Source organism: Parvimonas sp. oral taxon 393 str. F0440 (assembly GCA_000223315.2).
Taxonomy (GTDB): domain Bacteria; phylum Bacillota; class Clostridia; order Tissierellales; family Peptoniphilaceae; genus Parvimonas.
Genome location: AFUS01000004.1, coordinates 345,785 through 362,441, shown reverse-complemented (window position 1 = coordinate 362,441; position 16,657 = coordinate 345,785). Strand labels below are relative to the sequence as shown.

General features: G+C 28.7%; 23 protein-coding genes. All 23 read right to left on the bottom strand.

Annotation, left to right across the window (positions count from 1 at the left end; all coding sequences use genetic code 11):
• Window positions 1-45 precede the first annotated feature (45 nt).
• On the bottom strand, window positions 46-1,500 hold the full coding sequence (locus tag HMPREF9127_RS02655; protein WP_009448420.1) for an alanine/glycine:cation symporter family protein: 1,455 nt from the start codon (window positions 1,498-1,500) through the stop codon (window positions 46-48).
• A gap of 248 nt (window positions 1,501-1,748) precedes the next feature.
• Window positions 1,749-2,819, bottom strand: a complete 1,071-nt coding sequence (msrB, locus tag HMPREF9127_RS02650) for a peptide-methionine (R)-S-oxide reductase MsrB (RefSeq protein ID WP_009447851.1) — start codon at window positions 2,817-2,819, stop codon at window positions 1,749-1,751.
• A 117-nt stretch (window positions 2,820-2,936) separates the two neighbouring features.
• A complete protein-coding gene (gene deoC / locus HMPREF9127_RS02645; protein WP_009447962.1) occupies window positions 2,937-3,581 on the bottom strand; it encodes a deoxyribose-phosphate aldolase in 645 nt (214 codons plus the stop codon).
• Window positions 3,581-4,279, bottom strand: coding sequence for a purine-nucleoside phosphorylase (gene deoD, locus HMPREF9127_RS02640; RefSeq protein ID WP_009448231.1), 699 nt, complete (start codon window positions 4,277-4,279; stop codon window positions 3,581-3,583). Before deoD ends, deoC begins: the two co-directional genes overlap by 1 nt.
• A gap of 80 nt (window positions 4,280-4,359) precedes the next feature.
• Window positions 4,360-4,827 carry a 2-amino-4-hydroxy-6-hydroxymethyldihydropteridine diphosphokinase gene (gene folK, locus HMPREF9127_RS02635; protein WP_009447938.1) on the bottom strand — a complete coding sequence of 156 codons (468 nt, stop codon included), beginning with the start codon at window positions 4,825-4,827 and terminating at the stop codon, window positions 4,360-4,362.
• Window positions 4,828-4,835: 8 nt separating this feature from the next.
• Window positions 4,836-5,810 (bottom strand): dihydropteroate synthase, encoded by a 975-nt coding sequence (folP, locus tag HMPREF9127_RS02630; protein ID WP_009447922.1) that lies wholly within the window; start codon window positions 5,808-5,810, stop codon window positions 4,836-4,838.
• Between the two features lie 117 nt (window positions 5,811-5,927).
• A complete protein-coding gene (gene pepD, locus HMPREF9127_RS02625) occupies window positions 5,928-7,316 on the bottom strand; it encodes a beta-Ala-His dipeptidase (protein WP_009448019.1) in 1,389 nt (462 codons plus the stop codon).
• A gap of 1 nt (window position 7,317) precedes the next feature.
• Window positions 7,318-8,529 (bottom strand): peptidase T, encoded by a 1,212-nt coding sequence (pepT, locus tag HMPREF9127_RS02620; protein WP_009448171.1) that lies wholly within the window; start codon window positions 8,527-8,529, stop codon window positions 7,318-7,320.
• A 76-nt stretch (window positions 8,530-8,605) separates the two neighbouring features.
• Window positions 8,606-9,391 carry a J domain-containing protein gene (locus HMPREF9127_RS02615; protein WP_009448444.1) on the bottom strand — a complete coding sequence of 262 codons (786 nt, stop codon included), beginning with the start codon at window positions 9,389-9,391 and terminating at the stop codon, window positions 8,606-8,608.
• A 1-nt stretch (window position 9,392) separates the two neighbouring features.
• Complete coding sequence (locus HMPREF9127_RS02610; protein ID WP_009448329.1) at window positions 9,393-9,614, bottom strand: YdbC family protein; 222 nt, start codon at window positions 9,612-9,614, stop codon at window positions 9,393-9,395.
• Between the two features lie 62 nt (window positions 9,615-9,676).
• On the bottom strand, window positions 9,677-10,249 hold the full coding sequence (locus HMPREF9127_RS02605) for a hypothetical protein (RefSeq protein WP_255261673.1): 573 nt from the start codon (window positions 10,247-10,249) through the stop codon (window positions 9,677-9,679).
• Window positions 10,250-10,278: 29 nt separating this feature from the next.
• Window positions 10,279-10,440 carry a hypothetical protein gene (locus HMPREF9127_RS08865; protein ID WP_009447770.1) on the bottom strand — a complete coding sequence of 54 codons (162 nt, stop codon included), beginning with the start codon at window positions 10,438-10,440 and terminating at the stop codon, window positions 10,279-10,281.
• Window positions 10,437-10,724 (bottom strand): GIY-YIG nuclease family protein, encoded by a 288-nt coding sequence (locus HMPREF9127_RS02600; RefSeq protein WP_009448100.1) that lies wholly within the window; start codon window positions 10,722-10,724, stop codon window positions 10,437-10,439. Before HMPREF9127_RS02600 ends, HMPREF9127_RS08865 begins: the two co-directional genes overlap by 4 nt.
• The gene (locus HMPREF9127_RS09730; RefSeq protein ID WP_482198144.1) at window positions 10,721-10,780 is read right to left on the bottom strand and encodes a hypothetical protein; all 60 of its coding nucleotides are present in this window, start codon (window positions 10,778-10,780) and stop codon (window positions 10,721-10,723) included. The genes HMPREF9127_RS02600 and HMPREF9127_RS09730 overlap by 4 nt, the downstream gene beginning before the upstream one ends.
• A 5-nt stretch (window positions 10,781-10,785) precedes the next feature.
• The gene (locus tag HMPREF9127_RS02595) at window positions 10,786-10,992 is read right to left on the bottom strand and encodes a regulatory protein RecX (protein ID WP_218015490.1); all 207 of its coding nucleotides are present in this window, start codon (window positions 10,990-10,992) and stop codon (window positions 10,786-10,788) included.
• Window positions 10,973-11,335 (bottom strand): regulatory protein RecX, encoded by a 363-nt coding sequence (locus HMPREF9127_RS02590; protein WP_009448037.1) that lies wholly within the window; start codon window positions 11,333-11,335, stop codon window positions 10,973-10,975. The genes HMPREF9127_RS02595 and HMPREF9127_RS02590 overlap by 20 nt, the downstream gene beginning before the upstream one ends.
• Before the next feature lie 99 nt (window positions 11,336-11,434).
• A protein-coding gene (gene prfB / locus HMPREF9127_RS02585) for a peptide chain release factor 2 (protein ID WP_255261672.1) occupies window positions 11,435-12,548 on the bottom strand; the annotation gives its coding sequence in 2 pieces (ribosomal slippage) (window positions 11,435-12,472 and window positions 12,474-12,548; 1,113 coding nt in all).
• 156 nt (window positions 12,549-12,704) lie between these two features.
• The gene (locus HMPREF9127_RS09650; protein WP_009448398.1) at window positions 12,705-13,019 is read right to left on the bottom strand and encodes an ATP-binding cassette domain-containing protein; all 315 of its coding nucleotides are present in this window, start codon (window positions 13,017-13,019) and stop codon (window positions 12,705-12,707) included.
• 32 nt (window positions 13,020-13,051) lie between these two features.
• Window positions 13,052-13,642 (bottom strand): ATP-binding cassette domain-containing protein, encoded by a 591-nt coding sequence (locus HMPREF9127_RS02575; protein WP_009447705.1) that lies wholly within the window; start codon window positions 13,640-13,642, stop codon window positions 13,052-13,054.
• The gene (locus HMPREF9127_RS02570) at window positions 13,636-14,298 is read right to left on the bottom strand and encodes an ABC transporter transmembrane domain-containing protein (RefSeq protein ID WP_009448391.1); all 663 of its coding nucleotides are present in this window, start codon (window positions 14,296-14,298) and stop codon (window positions 13,636-13,638) included. Before HMPREF9127_RS02570 ends, HMPREF9127_RS02575 begins: the two co-directional genes overlap by 7 nt.
• A 164-nt stretch (window positions 14,299-14,462) precedes the next feature.
• A complete protein-coding gene (locus tag HMPREF9127_RS02565) occupies window positions 14,463-15,305 on the bottom strand; it encodes an AraC family transcriptional regulator (RefSeq protein ID WP_009447960.1) in 843 nt (280 codons plus the stop codon).
• Window positions 15,306-15,426: 121 nt separating this feature from the next.
• Window positions 15,427-16,122, bottom strand: coding sequence for a DNA alkylation repair protein (locus HMPREF9127_RS02560; protein ID WP_009447876.1), 696 nt, complete (start codon window positions 16,120-16,122; stop codon window positions 15,427-15,429).
• Between the two features lie 16 nt (window positions 16,123-16,138).
• Window positions 16,139-16,657 carry a nitroreductase family protein gene (locus tag HMPREF9127_RS02555; RefSeq protein WP_009448214.1) on the bottom strand — a complete coding sequence of 173 codons (519 nt, stop codon included), beginning with the start codon at window positions 16,655-16,657 and terminating at the stop codon, window positions 16,139-16,141.

The window sequence follows — 16,657 nt, the reverse complement described above, 5'->3', positions numbered from 1 at the left end:
AAAAAAGGAGAGATAAAATCTCTCCTTAAATCTTAATCAAATTAACTATTTTACTTCATAATCATAATGTACATCATTATTTAATAGACATTGATTGTAATCTTTCATAATAGCTCTAGCTTCAAATGATAACCAAAGAATTGCAATTAAGTTTGGTAATACCATTAAGCTGTTGAAGATATCTGCTAATGACCAAACAATAGCAACTTCTCCAAGAGAACCGGCTACGATACAAATAAGAACTATAGCTCTATATGGTAAAAGTCCTGCTTTACCGAATAAATATTTAATATTTGATTCTCCGAAATAATACCAACCAACGATAGTAGTAAATGCAAAGAATGATAAACATACTGCTAAGAAAATAGCTCCACCTGAACCAAATGCAGTTCTGAATGCTTGTTGAGTTAATTGTGCTCCGGCTAAGAATTTTCCGTCAGCTCCCTTAACATTGTAAGCACCTGTTACTAATATTGCAAGTGCTGTTGCAGAACATACTAATACTGTATCAATGAATACACCAATAATAGCTGTTAAACCTTGTTCAGCAGGGTGTTTTACATTTGCAACTGCGTGAGCATGAGGTGTAGAACCCATACCGGCTTCGTTAGAGAATAAACCTCTTGCAACCCCTTTTTGAACAGCAACTTTAACTGCTGCCCCAGCGATACCACCGGCTACTGCAGTTCCATTAAATGCACTCTTGAAAATCCATGCAAAAGTAGGTCCAATTTCACCTGCAAACATAACCAATATAACTATACTTCCTAAAATGTAAACTACTGCCATTACAGGAACTACAAGTTCAGCAAATTTTGCAATTCTGTCAATACCACCGATGAAAATTAGAGCAGCCAAAATAGCAATAACTACACCGATAATAGCCGGGTTAATATTTTCAAGTCCTTGAATACCTCTAATACCTGATGCTATTGAGTTTGATTGAACGGCATTACCCATAAATCCTAAGGCTAATACTATCGCAATCGCGAAAAATCCGGCTAAAATTTTAGCAAATACTCCAGTTTTCTTAAGACCTTTTGATATGTAATATGCAGGTCCTCCTACAAATTCGCCATCAATTTTAGATCTGTACTTTTGAGCTAAAACTGCTTCTACGAAAATTGTTCCCATTCCAAAGAATGCTGATAGCCACATCCAGAAAATTGCTCCAGGTCCACCCGCAGTAATAGCAGTTGCAACCCCTGCAACGTTACCTGTTCCTACTTGCGCAGCTACTGCTGTAGCTAATGCTTGGAATGAAGACATTGAACCTTCTTCTTTAGGTCCTTCTTTTTTCTTGAAAAGTCCTCCAAAAACTAATTTAAAAGCCTTTCCTAATTTTGTAATTTGTGGGAAGCCCAAAATAAATGAAAGGAATAATCCCGCAAATAACAAACCATACATAAGTATATTACCAGCGATAAAATCGTTTATTTTGTTAATAGTATCAACAAGATTTGAACCACTTAGTAATACGAAACTAGATAATAAGTTCATATAATACCTCCTATAAAATTAGTCACTTGTATTATACCTTTTATTAATTTATAAGTCAATATGTTTTGGGAAAACTTTTAAGTTTTTGCTACAATTTTATCATTGATAAACAAGATTAAAATCGTCTATTTTTTCAACAATTTGCATAATATTAATATTTTAGAAGCATATTATTTTAAAACAAAAAAGGTATAAAATTAAAATAACATAATTATATACCTTTTCCCAACTAAATCTCAAAAATATTTTTATTTAACTTTATCAATATATTTTCCATATCCTTCTTTTTCCATGTCTTCTAAAGGAATAAATCTTAAGGAAGCTCCATTAATACAATATCTCTTTCCACCCTTATCTTTTGGGCCATCATCAAAAACATGACCTAAATGAGAATCTCCTCCTTTACTTTTTACTTCAATTCTCTTAAGACCGTGACTATCATCTTTTTTGAAGTTTATATTATCATCTATTGGCTTTGTAAAACTTGGCCAACCACAGCCGGCATCATATTTATCTCTTGAAGAAAAAAGTGGTTCTCCTGTAACAATATCAACATATATTCCCTTTTTATCAAATTTATCATATTTGCTTGAAAAAGGCCTTTCAGTTGCAGCATTTTGAGTAACATTATATTCCAATTCGCTCAATTTATTTTTTAGTTCTTCTTTGCTTGGTTTTTTATATTTTCCGTCTTTTCTTTCAAGAGGCTTATCAGCAAGACCTAAGTCAATATGACAATATCCGTTTGGATGTTTCTTTAAATAATCTTGATGATATTCTTCGGCAACTACAAAATTTTTAAGTTTTTCAACTTCAACAGTTATAGGTTTGTCAAAATTTGGTCTTTGATCATCAATAAATTTTTCTATAACAGATTTATCCTTCTCGTCAACAAAATATACCCCTGTTCTATATTGTCTACCGGCATCATTTCCTTGTTTATTAACACTTGTAGGTTCAATTATTCTAAAATAATGTTGTAAAATTTCCTCAAGTGAAATTTTATCCTTATCATAAACTATATGCACAGTTTCTGCATGATCTGTACTTTTAATTTTCTCATAGCTTGTCTCAGAGCCGTTTCCATTTGCATATCCAACAGTTGTATCTGCAATGCCTTCTATTTTTGAAAAATATCCTTCAACACCCCAGAAACAACCTCCTGCTAAATAAATTTCTCCCTTATTTTTAATTGAACTTAAATCAACTTTTGGCTTTTCCATAACTTTCTCTCCTTTTTTACCATTTCCCATAAATCTTATTGCAATTCCAATCACTATAAAACAAACTATAATAAAAGGTATTACAACTTTTTTCATAAAAATCATCCCCTTTCTGATTTTATAAAAGATATACCCTCTAAAAGATAATAATACTCAAATGTATTTAAAAAATCGTAATTATAAAAAAAGGAAGTTGTTTCCAACTTCCATAAATTATTCTGAAATTATTTTCACACTTGCACTTACACCCAATCTGTCAGCACCTAATTCAATCATTTTTAAAGCAGTAGCCTTATCTCTAATTCCTCCACTAGCTTTAACTTTAGCATTTTCTCCTACAGTTTTTTTCATAAGTGCAACAACATGTTCATTTGCACCTGAAGTGCTAAATCCTGTTGAAGTTTTTACAAATTCTGCTCCTGCCTTAACACAAAGTTCAGAAACTTTTACAATTTCTTCATCAGTTAAAAGACAAGTTTCTATTATAACTTTTAAAAGTGCTTTTCCTCTTGTAGCATCTACAAGTGCCTTTATATCATTATATACAAAGTCCAAATCATTTGATTTTAATGCACCTATATTAATTACCATATCAATTTCATTTGCACCGTTTTTAATTGCATTTTCAGTTTCAAAAACTTTACTTTCAGTTGTCATTGCTCCTAGCGGAAATCCTACAACAGTACAAACTTTAGTATTTGAACCTTTTAAGTTTTCAGCACATCTTTTTACATGACAACCATTTACACAAACAGAGAAAAAGTCATATTTTTTTGCTTCTTCACAAAGTTTGTCTATCATTTCATAAGTAGTATCTGCCTTTAATGCAGTATGATCCATATATCTATTTAATTCCATTATGCTATCTCCAATGCTAATTTCATCATAGTTGTAAAACTATTTTGTCTTTCTTCAGGAGTTGTAATTTCTTTAAAATGGAATGAGTCTGAAACAGTTAAAATTGTAATTGCATTAACTCCTGCATAATTAGCATTACAATAAAGAGCATAACTTTCCATATCTACTGCTAAAACTCCCATTTGTGCCCATTTTTTCCAATCTTCAGGTGAAGCATTATAGAAAATATCAGAACAGAAAATATTACCTACATTGATATCAATATTTTGTTCTTTTGATGCTTCATAAGTTTTTCTTAAAAGTTCCCAAGAACAGTTTGCTGAATATGTTCCATCCAATTTATATTGATGAGCAAAATTTGAATCTGTTGAAGCAGCCATTCCTACAACTACATCATATAATTTAAGTTTATCGCTATAAGCTCCACAAGAACCGATTCTGATTAAATTCTTAACTCCATAAAAATGGATTAATTCATAAGAGTAAATTCCAATTGATGGAACACCCATTCCGCTTCCCATAACTGAAACTTTTTTTCCTTTGTAAGTTCCTGTGTAACCTAACATTCCTCTTACATCATTAAATAATGTAACATCTTCTAAAAAATTTTCTGCAATAAACTTCGCTCTTAAAGGATCTCCTGGCATTAAGACAGTTTCTGCAATTTCTCCTTCTATCGCTCTATTATGTGGTGTCATAAAAAACCTCCTTAATTCTCTTTTATCTTACATAATATTAACATAAAAACTCTATTTTTTCAAGAATAATAGCCTAAATTCTAAATATCACAAGAGTTTAAATCCAATAATAATTGATGAACAGTCTTTTTAAATACAGGATGAATTTTATCCGGACTTATCTCATTCATAGGCTCTAAAACAAAAGACCTTTTTTGTATTTCAATATGTGGAACTTTTAAATCTTCTTCATCAATTATTAAATCTTCATAGAATAAAATATCTAAGTCGATAATTCTTGGCCCCCATTTGATTATTCTAACTCGTCCCATATCAAGCTCTATTTTCAAAAGAACTTCTAAAAGCTCTCTAGGACTAAGCTTTGTCTCAGCTATACAAACTGCATTTACAAAGTTATCCTGTTCTGTATAACCATAAGGCTCAGTTTCTATATAAGTTGAAACTTTTTCAACTAAAACTCCTCTTTCGTTCATCATCTTAATTGCTAAATCAAGATTTTTCCGACCTTCTCCCATATTACTACCTAAAGCAATCCAAACTTTACTCATAAGTCCTCCTATTTTTTATATGCTCCAAAATTAATATCTTCGCTTTTATCTGCCATTCTAATTGCATCTCCAATTAAAATTGCTGAAAAATGTTTATCAAAATCATGAACTCTTAGTATATTTACACCTTTAAAAGATGCAATCGCACTTAAATATGCAGATGCCAAATCTACATTAGAAAGTCCCTCTTCTGTTTTTATATCTGAGTCAATATTATTTTCAGTTAAAATATTTACTACAAATCTCTTTCTGGAAACTCCTAAAAAGGATAAATATCCCATATTATGAATTCTATCTATTCCCTTAATCAATTCTAAGTTTTCTCTTTTCGTAAGTGCAAAACCGATGCCGGGATCCAAACAAATTCTTGACTTATCTATGCCTTTTGAAATAGCAATCTTCAAAGTTTTATTAAAACACTCTTCCATCATATCTAAAATATCTAAACTTTGGAAATATTCCAAATCTTTATCCGTTATAAAAGCATTTTTGCCAAACTTTGGAAAAATTTTAGAGCCTTCATGTTCTGGCCTTATGATTACGGGATTAAACATCATTATATATCCGACATTTGAATTTGCAATCACATCAAGCATTTTTTCATCGCCGAGTAATCCTGTAATATCATTAATAATATCAGCTCCTGCATCTATTGCTGCCTTAGCAACTTCAGATTTCCAAGTGTCAACTGAAATTACAACATCCATTTCAGACTTAATTGCCTTGATAATCGGAACAATTCTTTCAATCTCTTCTTCTGCGGAAATTAATTTACTTCCAGGTCTTGTTGACTCTCCGCCTATATCAAGCATATATGCACCTTTTGAAACAAGCTCTTTTGCTCTTTTTACAGCTCTGTTAATATCAAAGTATTTTCCACCATCTGAAAAAGAATCTGGTGTCACATTCAAAATTGAACATAACTTTGTACTTTCTCCATTTTTGATTGACTTACTCCCAAATTTAAATTCAATATCACTCATAAAGACCCTCATATAAAATAATTTTTAATTATTATATATTTATTATATTAAATAAAACTTAAAATATCAACAAAAAATCAGCTAATAGCTTAGCTGATTTTCAGTAAAATTTTAAAATTAATTTTTTGCAATTTCTTCAATTAATTTTAGTGTAAAGTCATAAACTCTTTCTGTTGAAGGAATTGAAAGATTTTCTTGTGGAGTATGTGCACCTCTAATGTCAGGTCCAAATGAAATCAATTCAAGATTTGGATATTTTTCATAAATTGCTCCACATTCAAGTCCTGCATGAACTATAATATTTTCAAATTCCTTTCCAGTTAACTCTTTATAAACTTTGTTTGCATATTTTTGTAGTGTTGAATTTTCTTTCTTTTCCCATGAAGGATAACCACCTGAAAATTCATAATTCAAGCCAAATTTTTCTCCGATTTTACTAAAAGATGACTTCATATCTGCTAAAATACTCAATGAAGATGAACGAATAGAGTCACGAATTATAATTTCATTTTCAGTAGTTTGAACTATTGCAAGGTTTGATGAACTTATAATTCCAGTTTCATCTTTTGAATTTACCCCTGTTGGCAATTCTTCTAAAATTTCAACTAATGTATCTCTTAATGCATTTGTCAAAACCTTCCCAATGAAAACTTCTTTTTTATCTATTGTAAGTTGTTCTTCCCCATTGTATTTTTCTGTAAATTTAGCAATTAATTCATCTAATTTTGATGAATTTTCAATTACAATTTCTCCAACTCTAGGAATTGCATTATCTTTATTTCCACAGTTTACACTGGAAATTGAAAGTCCACTCTCTTTTATAAATTCAGCAATTGTTTTAATCATATTTCTTCTATTCTTGCCGATTTCCATTCCTGAATGTCCGCCTAGATATCCGTCAAAATGAAGTTTAACAAGCTCTACTTCCTTATTTTCAAATTTTAATTCCAAATTTGTTTTAAATAAAGTACCACCAGCGGAACCAAGAGTTAAAATGCCTTCTTCTTCGGAATCGATATTAAAAAAGTATTTTCCTTTTAAAAGACCTTTTTCAAGTCCTAAAGCTCCTGCCATTGTTGTTTCTTCAGTAACTGTAATAAGCACTTCAAGTTCTGGATGAACCAGAGTTTCATCTTCTAAAATTGCCATTGCCATTGCAACTGCAATTCCGTCATCTGCTCCAAGTGTAGTATTATTTGCAAAAAGTAAATCATCTTTAACTACCCATTCAATTTTATCTGTTGCAAAATTATGTTTTGAGCTTGTAGCTTTTTCACAAACCATATCCATATGTCCTTGTAGGATTATTCCCGGTTTGTTTTCATAACCTTTTGTAGCAGGTTTTCTTATATAGACATTAAGAATATCATCTTGCTTTGTTTCAAGTCCTAATTTTTTACCAAAATTATAGATGTAATCAGATACTGCCTTTTCATTATGTGATTCACGAGGAATATCTGAAAGTTCTCTAAAATAGTGAAAAACTCTTTCCGGTTTTAAATTCATATTATTCTCCTTTTACGATATTTTCTACAATTTTAACTAATAATTCTGATCCTTTTTCCATATATGAAACAGGAACAAATTCAAATCTGCCATGGAAATTAAATCCACCTGCAAAAATATTCGGACAAGGAAGTCCCATATAAGATAGTCTTGAGCCGTCAGTACCTCCTCTAATTGCTTGAATTTTTGGAGTAATTCCGATTTCAACCATTGAATTATAAGCAAGGTCGATTATATCTTTTCTATCTTCCAATTTTTCTCTCATATTGTAATATGAATCTTTAAGTTCTAAAGTAATTGAATTATCATATCTGAAATTCAAAACTTCAACTATTTTTTTCATATATTCTTTTTTATATTCAAATTTTTCTCTATCAAAATCTCTTATGATAAATTCCATATGAGTATTTTCAGTATCTCCGTTCATTTCCAATAAATGATAGAAACCGTCATATCCTTCAGTATGTTCAGGTCTTTCATTTGCAGGTAACATTGATAAAAGATTATGAGCAACCATAAGTGAATTTCTCATAATATCTTTTGCTGAACCCGGATGAACATTTTTTCCTTTAATATCTACAACTGCACTACAAGCATTGAAACTTTCATATTCAAGTTCTCCAATAGGTCCACCGTCAATTGTATAAGCAAAATCTGCACCAAATTTCTTAACATCAAAATGGTCAGCTCCACGTCCAATTTCTTCATCAGGAGTAAAGCCTATTGAAATATCTCCATGTGGTAAATTATTTGATGTAATTTTTTGAATTGCATCCATAATAATTGCAATTCCTGACTTATCATCAGCACCCAATAAAGTATTTCCATCAGTTGTTATAAGTCTTTCTCCTACAACTTCATTTAAACAAGGAAATTCTTTTACGGACATAGTAAATTCATCATTTAATTTTATATCTCCACCCTTGTAATCAACAAATTGCGGATTTACATTTGCTCCGGTAAGTTCTGTTGCAGTATCCATATGTGCAATAAAACCGACTTTTTTAAGATTTTTTTCTACATTTGATTTTAAATGTGCATAAACGTAACCCTTTTCATCAATATGGGCATTTTCAATTCCCATTTCCTTTAATTGTTTCACAAGTAAATTTCCCAAGTTTTTTTGTTTCTCTGTTGAAGGAACAGTTTCAGACTTAGGATTTGATTGAGTGTCCATTTTTGCATATTCCACAAAACGATCTACTATATTCATAACTACCTCCAAATATTTTATTATATATATATTTTACCACATTTTTAAAATTAAAAAAGATAGCGATTATCTTCTGCTATCTTTTCATCTGATTATATCTTTTTATATTTTCTTCTGTTAAAAATTCAAAAGCTGAATTAATTTCTTGAAATTTTTCTGTGGTATCTCTATCTCTATTCAAATCCGGATGATATTTTTTAGCAAGTTTCCTATATTGTAACTTAACTTGATAAAAATCTATATCATAAGTATTAAACTCTAAAACCCTACAAGCATTTTCAAATTTGTTTTTAAAATCGCTATATGGATCATAAGTTGTACCTGCATTTTGATAGCCATAGCCCTGATATCCTTGGTATCCTCCATAGTATCCGCCTTGATTTGAAAAATATTCATTAAAAGCTTTAAATCTTCTTTCCCATTCTTCCTGTTCTCTTCTTTGTCTTTCTTCTCTTTCTCTTTCATATTGTTCTTCTTGAGCTCTTTCATATTTTCTTTTATATTCTTTAAATGATGAATAACCCTTGTTGTTTCCTAATAAAAAATTCCCATAATCATTCAAATATTCACATAATGAATAATTAATATATCTTAGAAAAGAAATAAATTTCTTTCCTAAAAATGGAACTATGAAAAACACGAATATAATTAGCCAAAAAAATGGACTGGAAAGCAAAAATATAAGCAATAAAGGAAGTAAAAACGAACCTAAAGTTAGAAATCCGATTCCTATCAATACTAAAAATACTGAAATACTGCTCAATAAATTTACAATATAAGATAAACCGTTTACTACTGCTCCTAAAATTTTATCTAAAAATTTTGATAATCCTATAATAAATTTTCCAAAAAGTTTTTTCACACTATTCTCCAAATTCTTCCTTTAAGATTTCATAAAGAGCTTTTGCTTCTTCCTTTGTAAGAGTTATCCCTTTTGACATTCTCTCATGAGTCGGATTCCAATCTCTTATATCATACTTAGCTTCTCTTTCATTCCAGCTTACTAAATTTAATTCTTTTCTCCATCCTTTTTCATTTTCGGATAAGATACCTAGTTCCTCTGTAATTTCATACTTTAATTCCATATTCTCCTCCTAATTTAACATTCCATTTTTATTTGTAGGTAAAGATGCAATAAAACCGTCCATCAAACCATTTTTATTTTTGTTAAAATCTCTATTGAATGATTTATATCAGCCTTTTTATTCTCAACTTTTTTCAATAATTTCTCCATTTTTTCAACCTTCTTTGCATCTAAAGTATCTTTGCAAGATTCTCCAAGATTTTTTACCTCTCTTTGTAAAAATTCCAAATTATTTTCCAAAGTGCGAATATTTTCTGAATACTCATCAATATTAAAATTTATCGGATTTTTTGACAATCTCTCTTCCTCAATTGTCTTAAAAATTTTATTCATTGTTCTTTTGCTGTCATCAGCTTTTGCCTTTAGTGTCTTTTTCCAAAGTTCCTTATCCCAATTTTTACTATTTGTTTGCGGTGAAATTTCCTTTGCAATCGCCTTAAAGACATCATCACAAGTCTTATCCTCATCATAATCAAGCTCATCAAATAGTCCAACAAAATTTTTAACTTCGTTAGAATTAAATCTTTTACTATTTTTATTTTCCGAATCTATAATTGAATAAACTTGACTTACATCTACAAAATTATCTGCAAATTCAAGATTTTTTAAAATTTCTCCGGCTCTAAAAAGATTCATAACATCTCTTTCAAGAGTTTTTTGAATTTTTAAAAGGCTTTCCATATTTTTTTATATAAAAGTTTAAATTTTTCCTCATCTTCTAAAACTAAGTCATTTCTAATTGAAATAATTTCCTCTTTCAAAAGCAATAATTCCGCTAAATTTTCTCTTAAATCATTATATTTTTCATATAAATTATCATTAATCATAAAACATCACCTTCCAAATAAGTAGAAAATTTGCTTTTATCAAAATTTAATACTAATCTCTCTTTTCTTAATCTACTCATCTTTTTTATTTTAATCTCTCTCTTAAGCGCTTCAGACTTTGTTTCAAAAATTTCAAAATAAACGAGTTTTACAGGAGTTCTCCCTCTCGTATATTTTGCACCGCAACCTGAATTATGTTTCTCATATCTGGCTCTTAAATCAGTAGTATAACCTGTATAAAAACTTCCGTCCTTACACTCCAACATATAAACAAAAGTCATCATAAAATTTCCCTTAAAACATCATTTATTACATCAAATCCAAAACCCCTATAAGCCAAATAATTTATAATCTTTTGCTTTTTTTAAAATTATCCTCTTCATTTGACAGTAGATTCAACTTTTTTATACCCATTTTAAGAGCATTATCAAATTCATCATCGTATTCAAACTCATCCAAAAAGTCTTCAAAAATATTTTTGGAAACTCCTTTTTGAATTAATAAAGTTTTGATTTTATTTTTCCATATCCATTTAGTTTTTCTTATCTTCAATAAATATTTCACAATAGACTCTATCATTCAAATATTCCTCTTTTTCTAAAATATCTAAAACTTCGTCTATAATATCTTCTGCAAATCCATTTTCTTTTAGTTTTAATCTAACTTCATATTTTGTTTTTAATTTACCAGAAATATAATTTATTGCTCTTGACTTTGCTCTTTCAATATCTGAAAAATACTTCATTTCTAAAATTTCAGCTTCAGAAAAATCCATATCAACTGAAACCTTATACTTTTCAAAAATATTGTAATTCAAAAGAAGTCTTGTTTCATCTTCAAAAACTACTTCAAAAACTTCTTTAGATTTACTATAATTTATATTTACAACTTGCATTACTTAAATAGCCCTATAATTGCCGGTATTACTCCAACTACCATCATTAAAGCCAATACAAGTGCAACGATTCTAGTTGCTGTTTCTCTTTTCATAAAATCACCTGCTCTTTTTTATTAATTCACATAAATATTGATTTATAAATTCATCAATATTCCCATTCATAACAGACTCGACATTTCCTGTTTCATAACCTGTACGATGATCTTTGACAAGTGTATAGGGTTGAAAAACATAAGATCTTATCTGTGACCCCCATGCAATTTGGGAATATTTTCCCTGAATATCTTCTATTTTTTCTCTATTTTCTTCCTGCTTTATAATTAAAAGTTTTGCAATAAGCTGTCTCATAGCTGTATCCCTATTAAACATTTGACTTCTTTCGGATTGACAAGAAACAGTTACTCCCGTTGGAATATGGGTTATTCTAACTGCAGAATCCGTTTTATTTACATGTTGTCCTCCTGCTCCTCCGGATCTATAAGTATCAATCCGCAAATCTTTAGGATTTATTTCAATATCGGTAATTTCTTCAATCTCCGGAAAAACATCTACACTTGCAAAACTTGTATGTCTCTTATTTGAAGAATCATAAGGAGAAATTCTAACAAGTCTATGAACTCCTTTTTCCCCTTTTAAAAATCCATAAGCATTTTTGCCATCAACTTTTAAAGTAACAGATTTAATTCCTCCTTCAGTATCAGAATTATAATCCAAAATTGAAAATGAAAAACCTTTACTGTTAATCCATCTTGTATAAAGACGTTGTAACATTTCAGTCCAATCCTGAGCATCTGTACCACCAGCTCCGGCATGAATTTCTAAAATAGCATTGTTTGAATCATATTCTCCAACCATTAAGGTATTTAACTTTAAAGATAAATATTCCTTTTCGATATTATAAATATTTTTTAACGCTTCTTTTTCATATTCCATAAATTCTTCATCAGATAAAATTTCTAAAAATTCTATAGAATCTTCAATTTTTCGACTTAGACAAGTAAAAGTTTCAATCTTAAATTTTAAATTTTTCATATTATCCAAAATTGACTTTGCACTTTTGGAATCATTCCAAAAATCTTCCTTAAAGCTCTGAGATTCAAGATTTTTATACTCATCCTCTAACTTGGAAATGTCAAAGTGAATCACCAATTTCTGATAAATTTTGTTGCAGTTTTTTTAATCTTTCGATTACTGTACTTAAATTTTCCATCTCTCCTCCAACGACAACAATAAAATACAACATTTTTTATTTAAAAATAGTGTTAATTACACTTTCAATTATGAAAATATAATTACAGTTAATTTTATACTATTAAGATATTTTCGTCAAGTCCAACAAAAAAGAGCCAATGGCTCTAATTTATTTTTAATATATTATTTTTCTGATTTCTAAAATATCATCTACAAAATTTAACAAATTTTTGCTATTGTGAGTTATCACTAAAAATCCTATATCTAATTTTGACAGCAATTCTTCAATATATAATATATTCTCTTTGTCTAATCCTGTAAATATCTCATCCAATATCAAAAATTTATATCTTCTTAACAATAGTCTAGCAAGTAAAAATCTTTGCCTTTCTCCACCGGATAAATTAAATGAATTCTCACTAATTACATCATCTAAACTTTTATTTGAAAACCAGTCTGACAATCCTACATTTTTTATAGCTAAAATCAAATCTTCATCTTTAATCTTATTATTAAAAACAGTTAAATTTTCTCTAATACTATTATTAAAAATATAATTTTTTGTGGAAAATACCCGATGTTATCGAATAATTGACTTCTATCTATTTTTCTTATGTCTATATCATCAATAAGAATTTCGCCTGTAAAATCAGATTTATTATTAAATAATAAATTTACGAAAGTTGATTTTCCTGATCCAGATTCTCCCAATAATACATACTTTCTGTTAAATTGTAAGGACAAATTGACATTATTTAAAATTTTTACATCATTTATAGAAAAGTTTAAATTTTTTATAGCAATTTCTTTAAATTCAATCTCATTGCTATTTTTTCTTCTTTCAAAATTGAAATTTATATATTTTTCTAAATATTTTTTAACTTCCTTTCCGTTATAATAATCACTCGTTAGCCCCAAAACCATATGCAAAGGAAATGATATACTGCTAACTAATTGTGTAAATGCTATAATCTGTGCTAAATTCATATTTCCGATTATTATAAAATATGAACCGACTAGCCATATTCCATAATACAATATTGCACTGGAAAATTTATTAAACATATCCGTTTTTGCATTAACTTTAGCACCTTTTAATTGTGATTTTAACATATTTTCCTTATTTCTAATAAATTTTTATATATCTCATCTTTAGAATTAAAATATATTATATTTCTACTTCCTTGAATAAAATCAACAGTACTAGAAATAAATTTTTCTTGATTTAAAATAACATCTTTTCTACATTCAGAAATTGGTTTCTTTGAAAGAATAACTACAGATAAAGAAGGGACACTCAAAATTAAGATAATTATAACAAATACCGGTTTTATTATTAAACTTGCAATAACTGCTAGTAAAAATTGGCAAAACAAATATTCCCCCCATAAAATTGTATTTAAATAACTGACCTCAAAAGTTTCTAATTGTGTAGTCAATGCAACTATTTCTTGTGAAATATCATCATCTGTATTTGTTAACCCTTTAGTATCAAATATATTTATAAATATATTTTCTCTCAAATCCGAACTAATCAATTTAATTATTTTTTCACTCATATAACCTTGTAAAAAATAACCAAAAGCTTGTAAAATAATAAAAATGGCAACAAAAAATACAATAGTACTAAAATTTTTAGAACCATTAAAAGAATTTGTAACAATAAATTGCAATAAAAAAGAGTCTCCAACTATAAATAATGCAAGAAAAATACACACAACAAAATATAAAATAAAATGTTTTTTATATTTACCTTTAAATAAATACATCATGTACTGCCTCCAACGACAACAATAAAATACAATCTTTTCATTTAAAAATAGAGCTAATTACATTCAATAATGAAAATATAATTACAGTTAATTTTATACTATTAAGATATTTTCGTCAAGCCCAAAAAAAGAGCCAATGGCTCTAATTCATTTTTAATATATTACGCTTTTACAATTGGAATCCATAATTCCATTTTATAATCTTTACTATCCATATCCCCTTCATAGTAATATTCAAAGTCAGGAGTTCCCGAATGAACATATCCATGTTCCGGAAAAAACACTTCCATTACATACTTCCAACCATTGTGAATACATTCAGGAACTACTCCTTTTAGTTCAACAATAGCATATTCAGCCTCTTCTAATTCTAGGATATCAAGTCCCATACTTCTTGCTTTATCTACATCCGTAACAATATATCCTGCCATGTAATCTATTACATTTGGACTTTCTACGTCATGACAAATACCTACACTTTCTCCATCTCCTAGACTTGCAAGTTCTTCTTGGCTATATTTTTCATATAATTTATTCCAAACTTTTGGACATAATGATGAATTAATATTTTCTTCATTGAAACCTGCAACTGTAAATGAACCTTTCTTTTGAATTGTAACATTCATACTTCTTCCTCCTTTAACTGTTAAAGCTAATTGAATTCTGGAAACCAATTTGAATGGTTTTCCATTTCTTACTTCAGAAGGAGTAAATCCATGAAAATTCTTGAAAGCTGTTCCAAAAGAGTCTGATGACTCATATCCAAATCTAAATGCAATTTCAATTACTTTTTCATCCGTATCCCTTAAAGCAATCGCAGCCTCTGTTAATTTTCTTCCTCTCAAATATTCTGAAAGTGTTGTTTCAGTCAGAATAGAAAATAATCGACTAAACATCGCATAAGAATATCCAGATAAATGAGTTATTTTCTTTTCATCAATTTCATCTTCTAAAACAGTTTCTATATAATCTATCGTACTATTAAAAGATTTTATTATACTCATTTGATTTCCCCTTTCTAGATATAGTTTAACAACTTTTAGATTGTACTACCCTATAATGTAGGTACAAATTTTAAAGGATATTTTTTATTTAAATGAAAAAGAGCTGTTCGCTCTTTTCATTCTATTTTACTATTTTAATTTTTAAACTTCTTAGATATGTTTTATCTTCTTCAGTAATTCTTCTGCTTTCAATTGCCTTTTGAATGGCTTTATTATGAGTCCAATCATCAAGTTTTTTATTTTCTATAAACTTTATAGCATACTTTTGTTGTTTAGCAAGAGCAGTTGCAAAATACCAAGCAATCATCATATTTACATAATACTCTTCGGACTTTATTTTTGAAACAATTTTCAAATGTTCTTCTTTAAAATTTTCATCCAAATAATTTGAAAGTAAAAGTCCGATTCCGTATCTTATAACATAAGTTTTTTCATCTTCTATCCAATCTAAAATATATCTATATGTCTCATTTGGATATTTTTTAAAAACTTTTGGAGAAAACAAGTCGCAAGTTGCCCAATTATCAATAAATGGGATAAATTTTTCTGTATATTCCATTGCTAAATCAAAATCTTTTATTTGCTCAATTAAACATCCATGTAAATTATTTTCTTCATAGTATTTATGCGGAAGATTATTTAAAAATTCAAAAGTTCTTTTTTCATCTTCTTTAAATAATTTTTTTGCATAATTTCTTAATTCCGGTGTTCTAACTCCGATTATTAAGTCTTTATCTACTGTTGGAATAAGTTTAGCATTAAAATTTTTATATTCGATATCTTGAAAAGAAAATAAATAATTCAATATTTTATCCATATATTTTCCTTTCCGATTATCTTATTTTTAATTCCTCAAATAATTCTTCGTCTGATTTATAAGTTTCATGCATTGGTGAAGGCATAGCATTATCAGATTTATATCCCATGAATAAAAGTAACTCTACTTTGTTTTGTTCCGGAATATCAAATTTTTCCTTAACTATTTCAGATTTAAATGCTTTGATGATAACTGAACCTAATCCTAAATCTTCAGCTTCAAGAACCATATGTGTTGCAACAATTGCAGAATCAACAACTCCACTTGGAATTCCGTCTTCATATTTCCAACATTCATCCGAATTATATGTTATAACAAACATAAGTTGTGAATTATATTCACAAGGAGATGACTCATTTAAAAGTTTTAATTTTTCATCATCAGTACAATAGTATATTTTTATCGGTTGGCTATTTTTCGCAGTTGGTGCAATTTTCCCGGCTTCTAAAATTTTTAAAATCTTTTCTTTTTCAACCTTTTTGCTTGAAAAATCTCTTACTGAATATCTCTTTTTTGCCAATTCTAAAAAATCCAT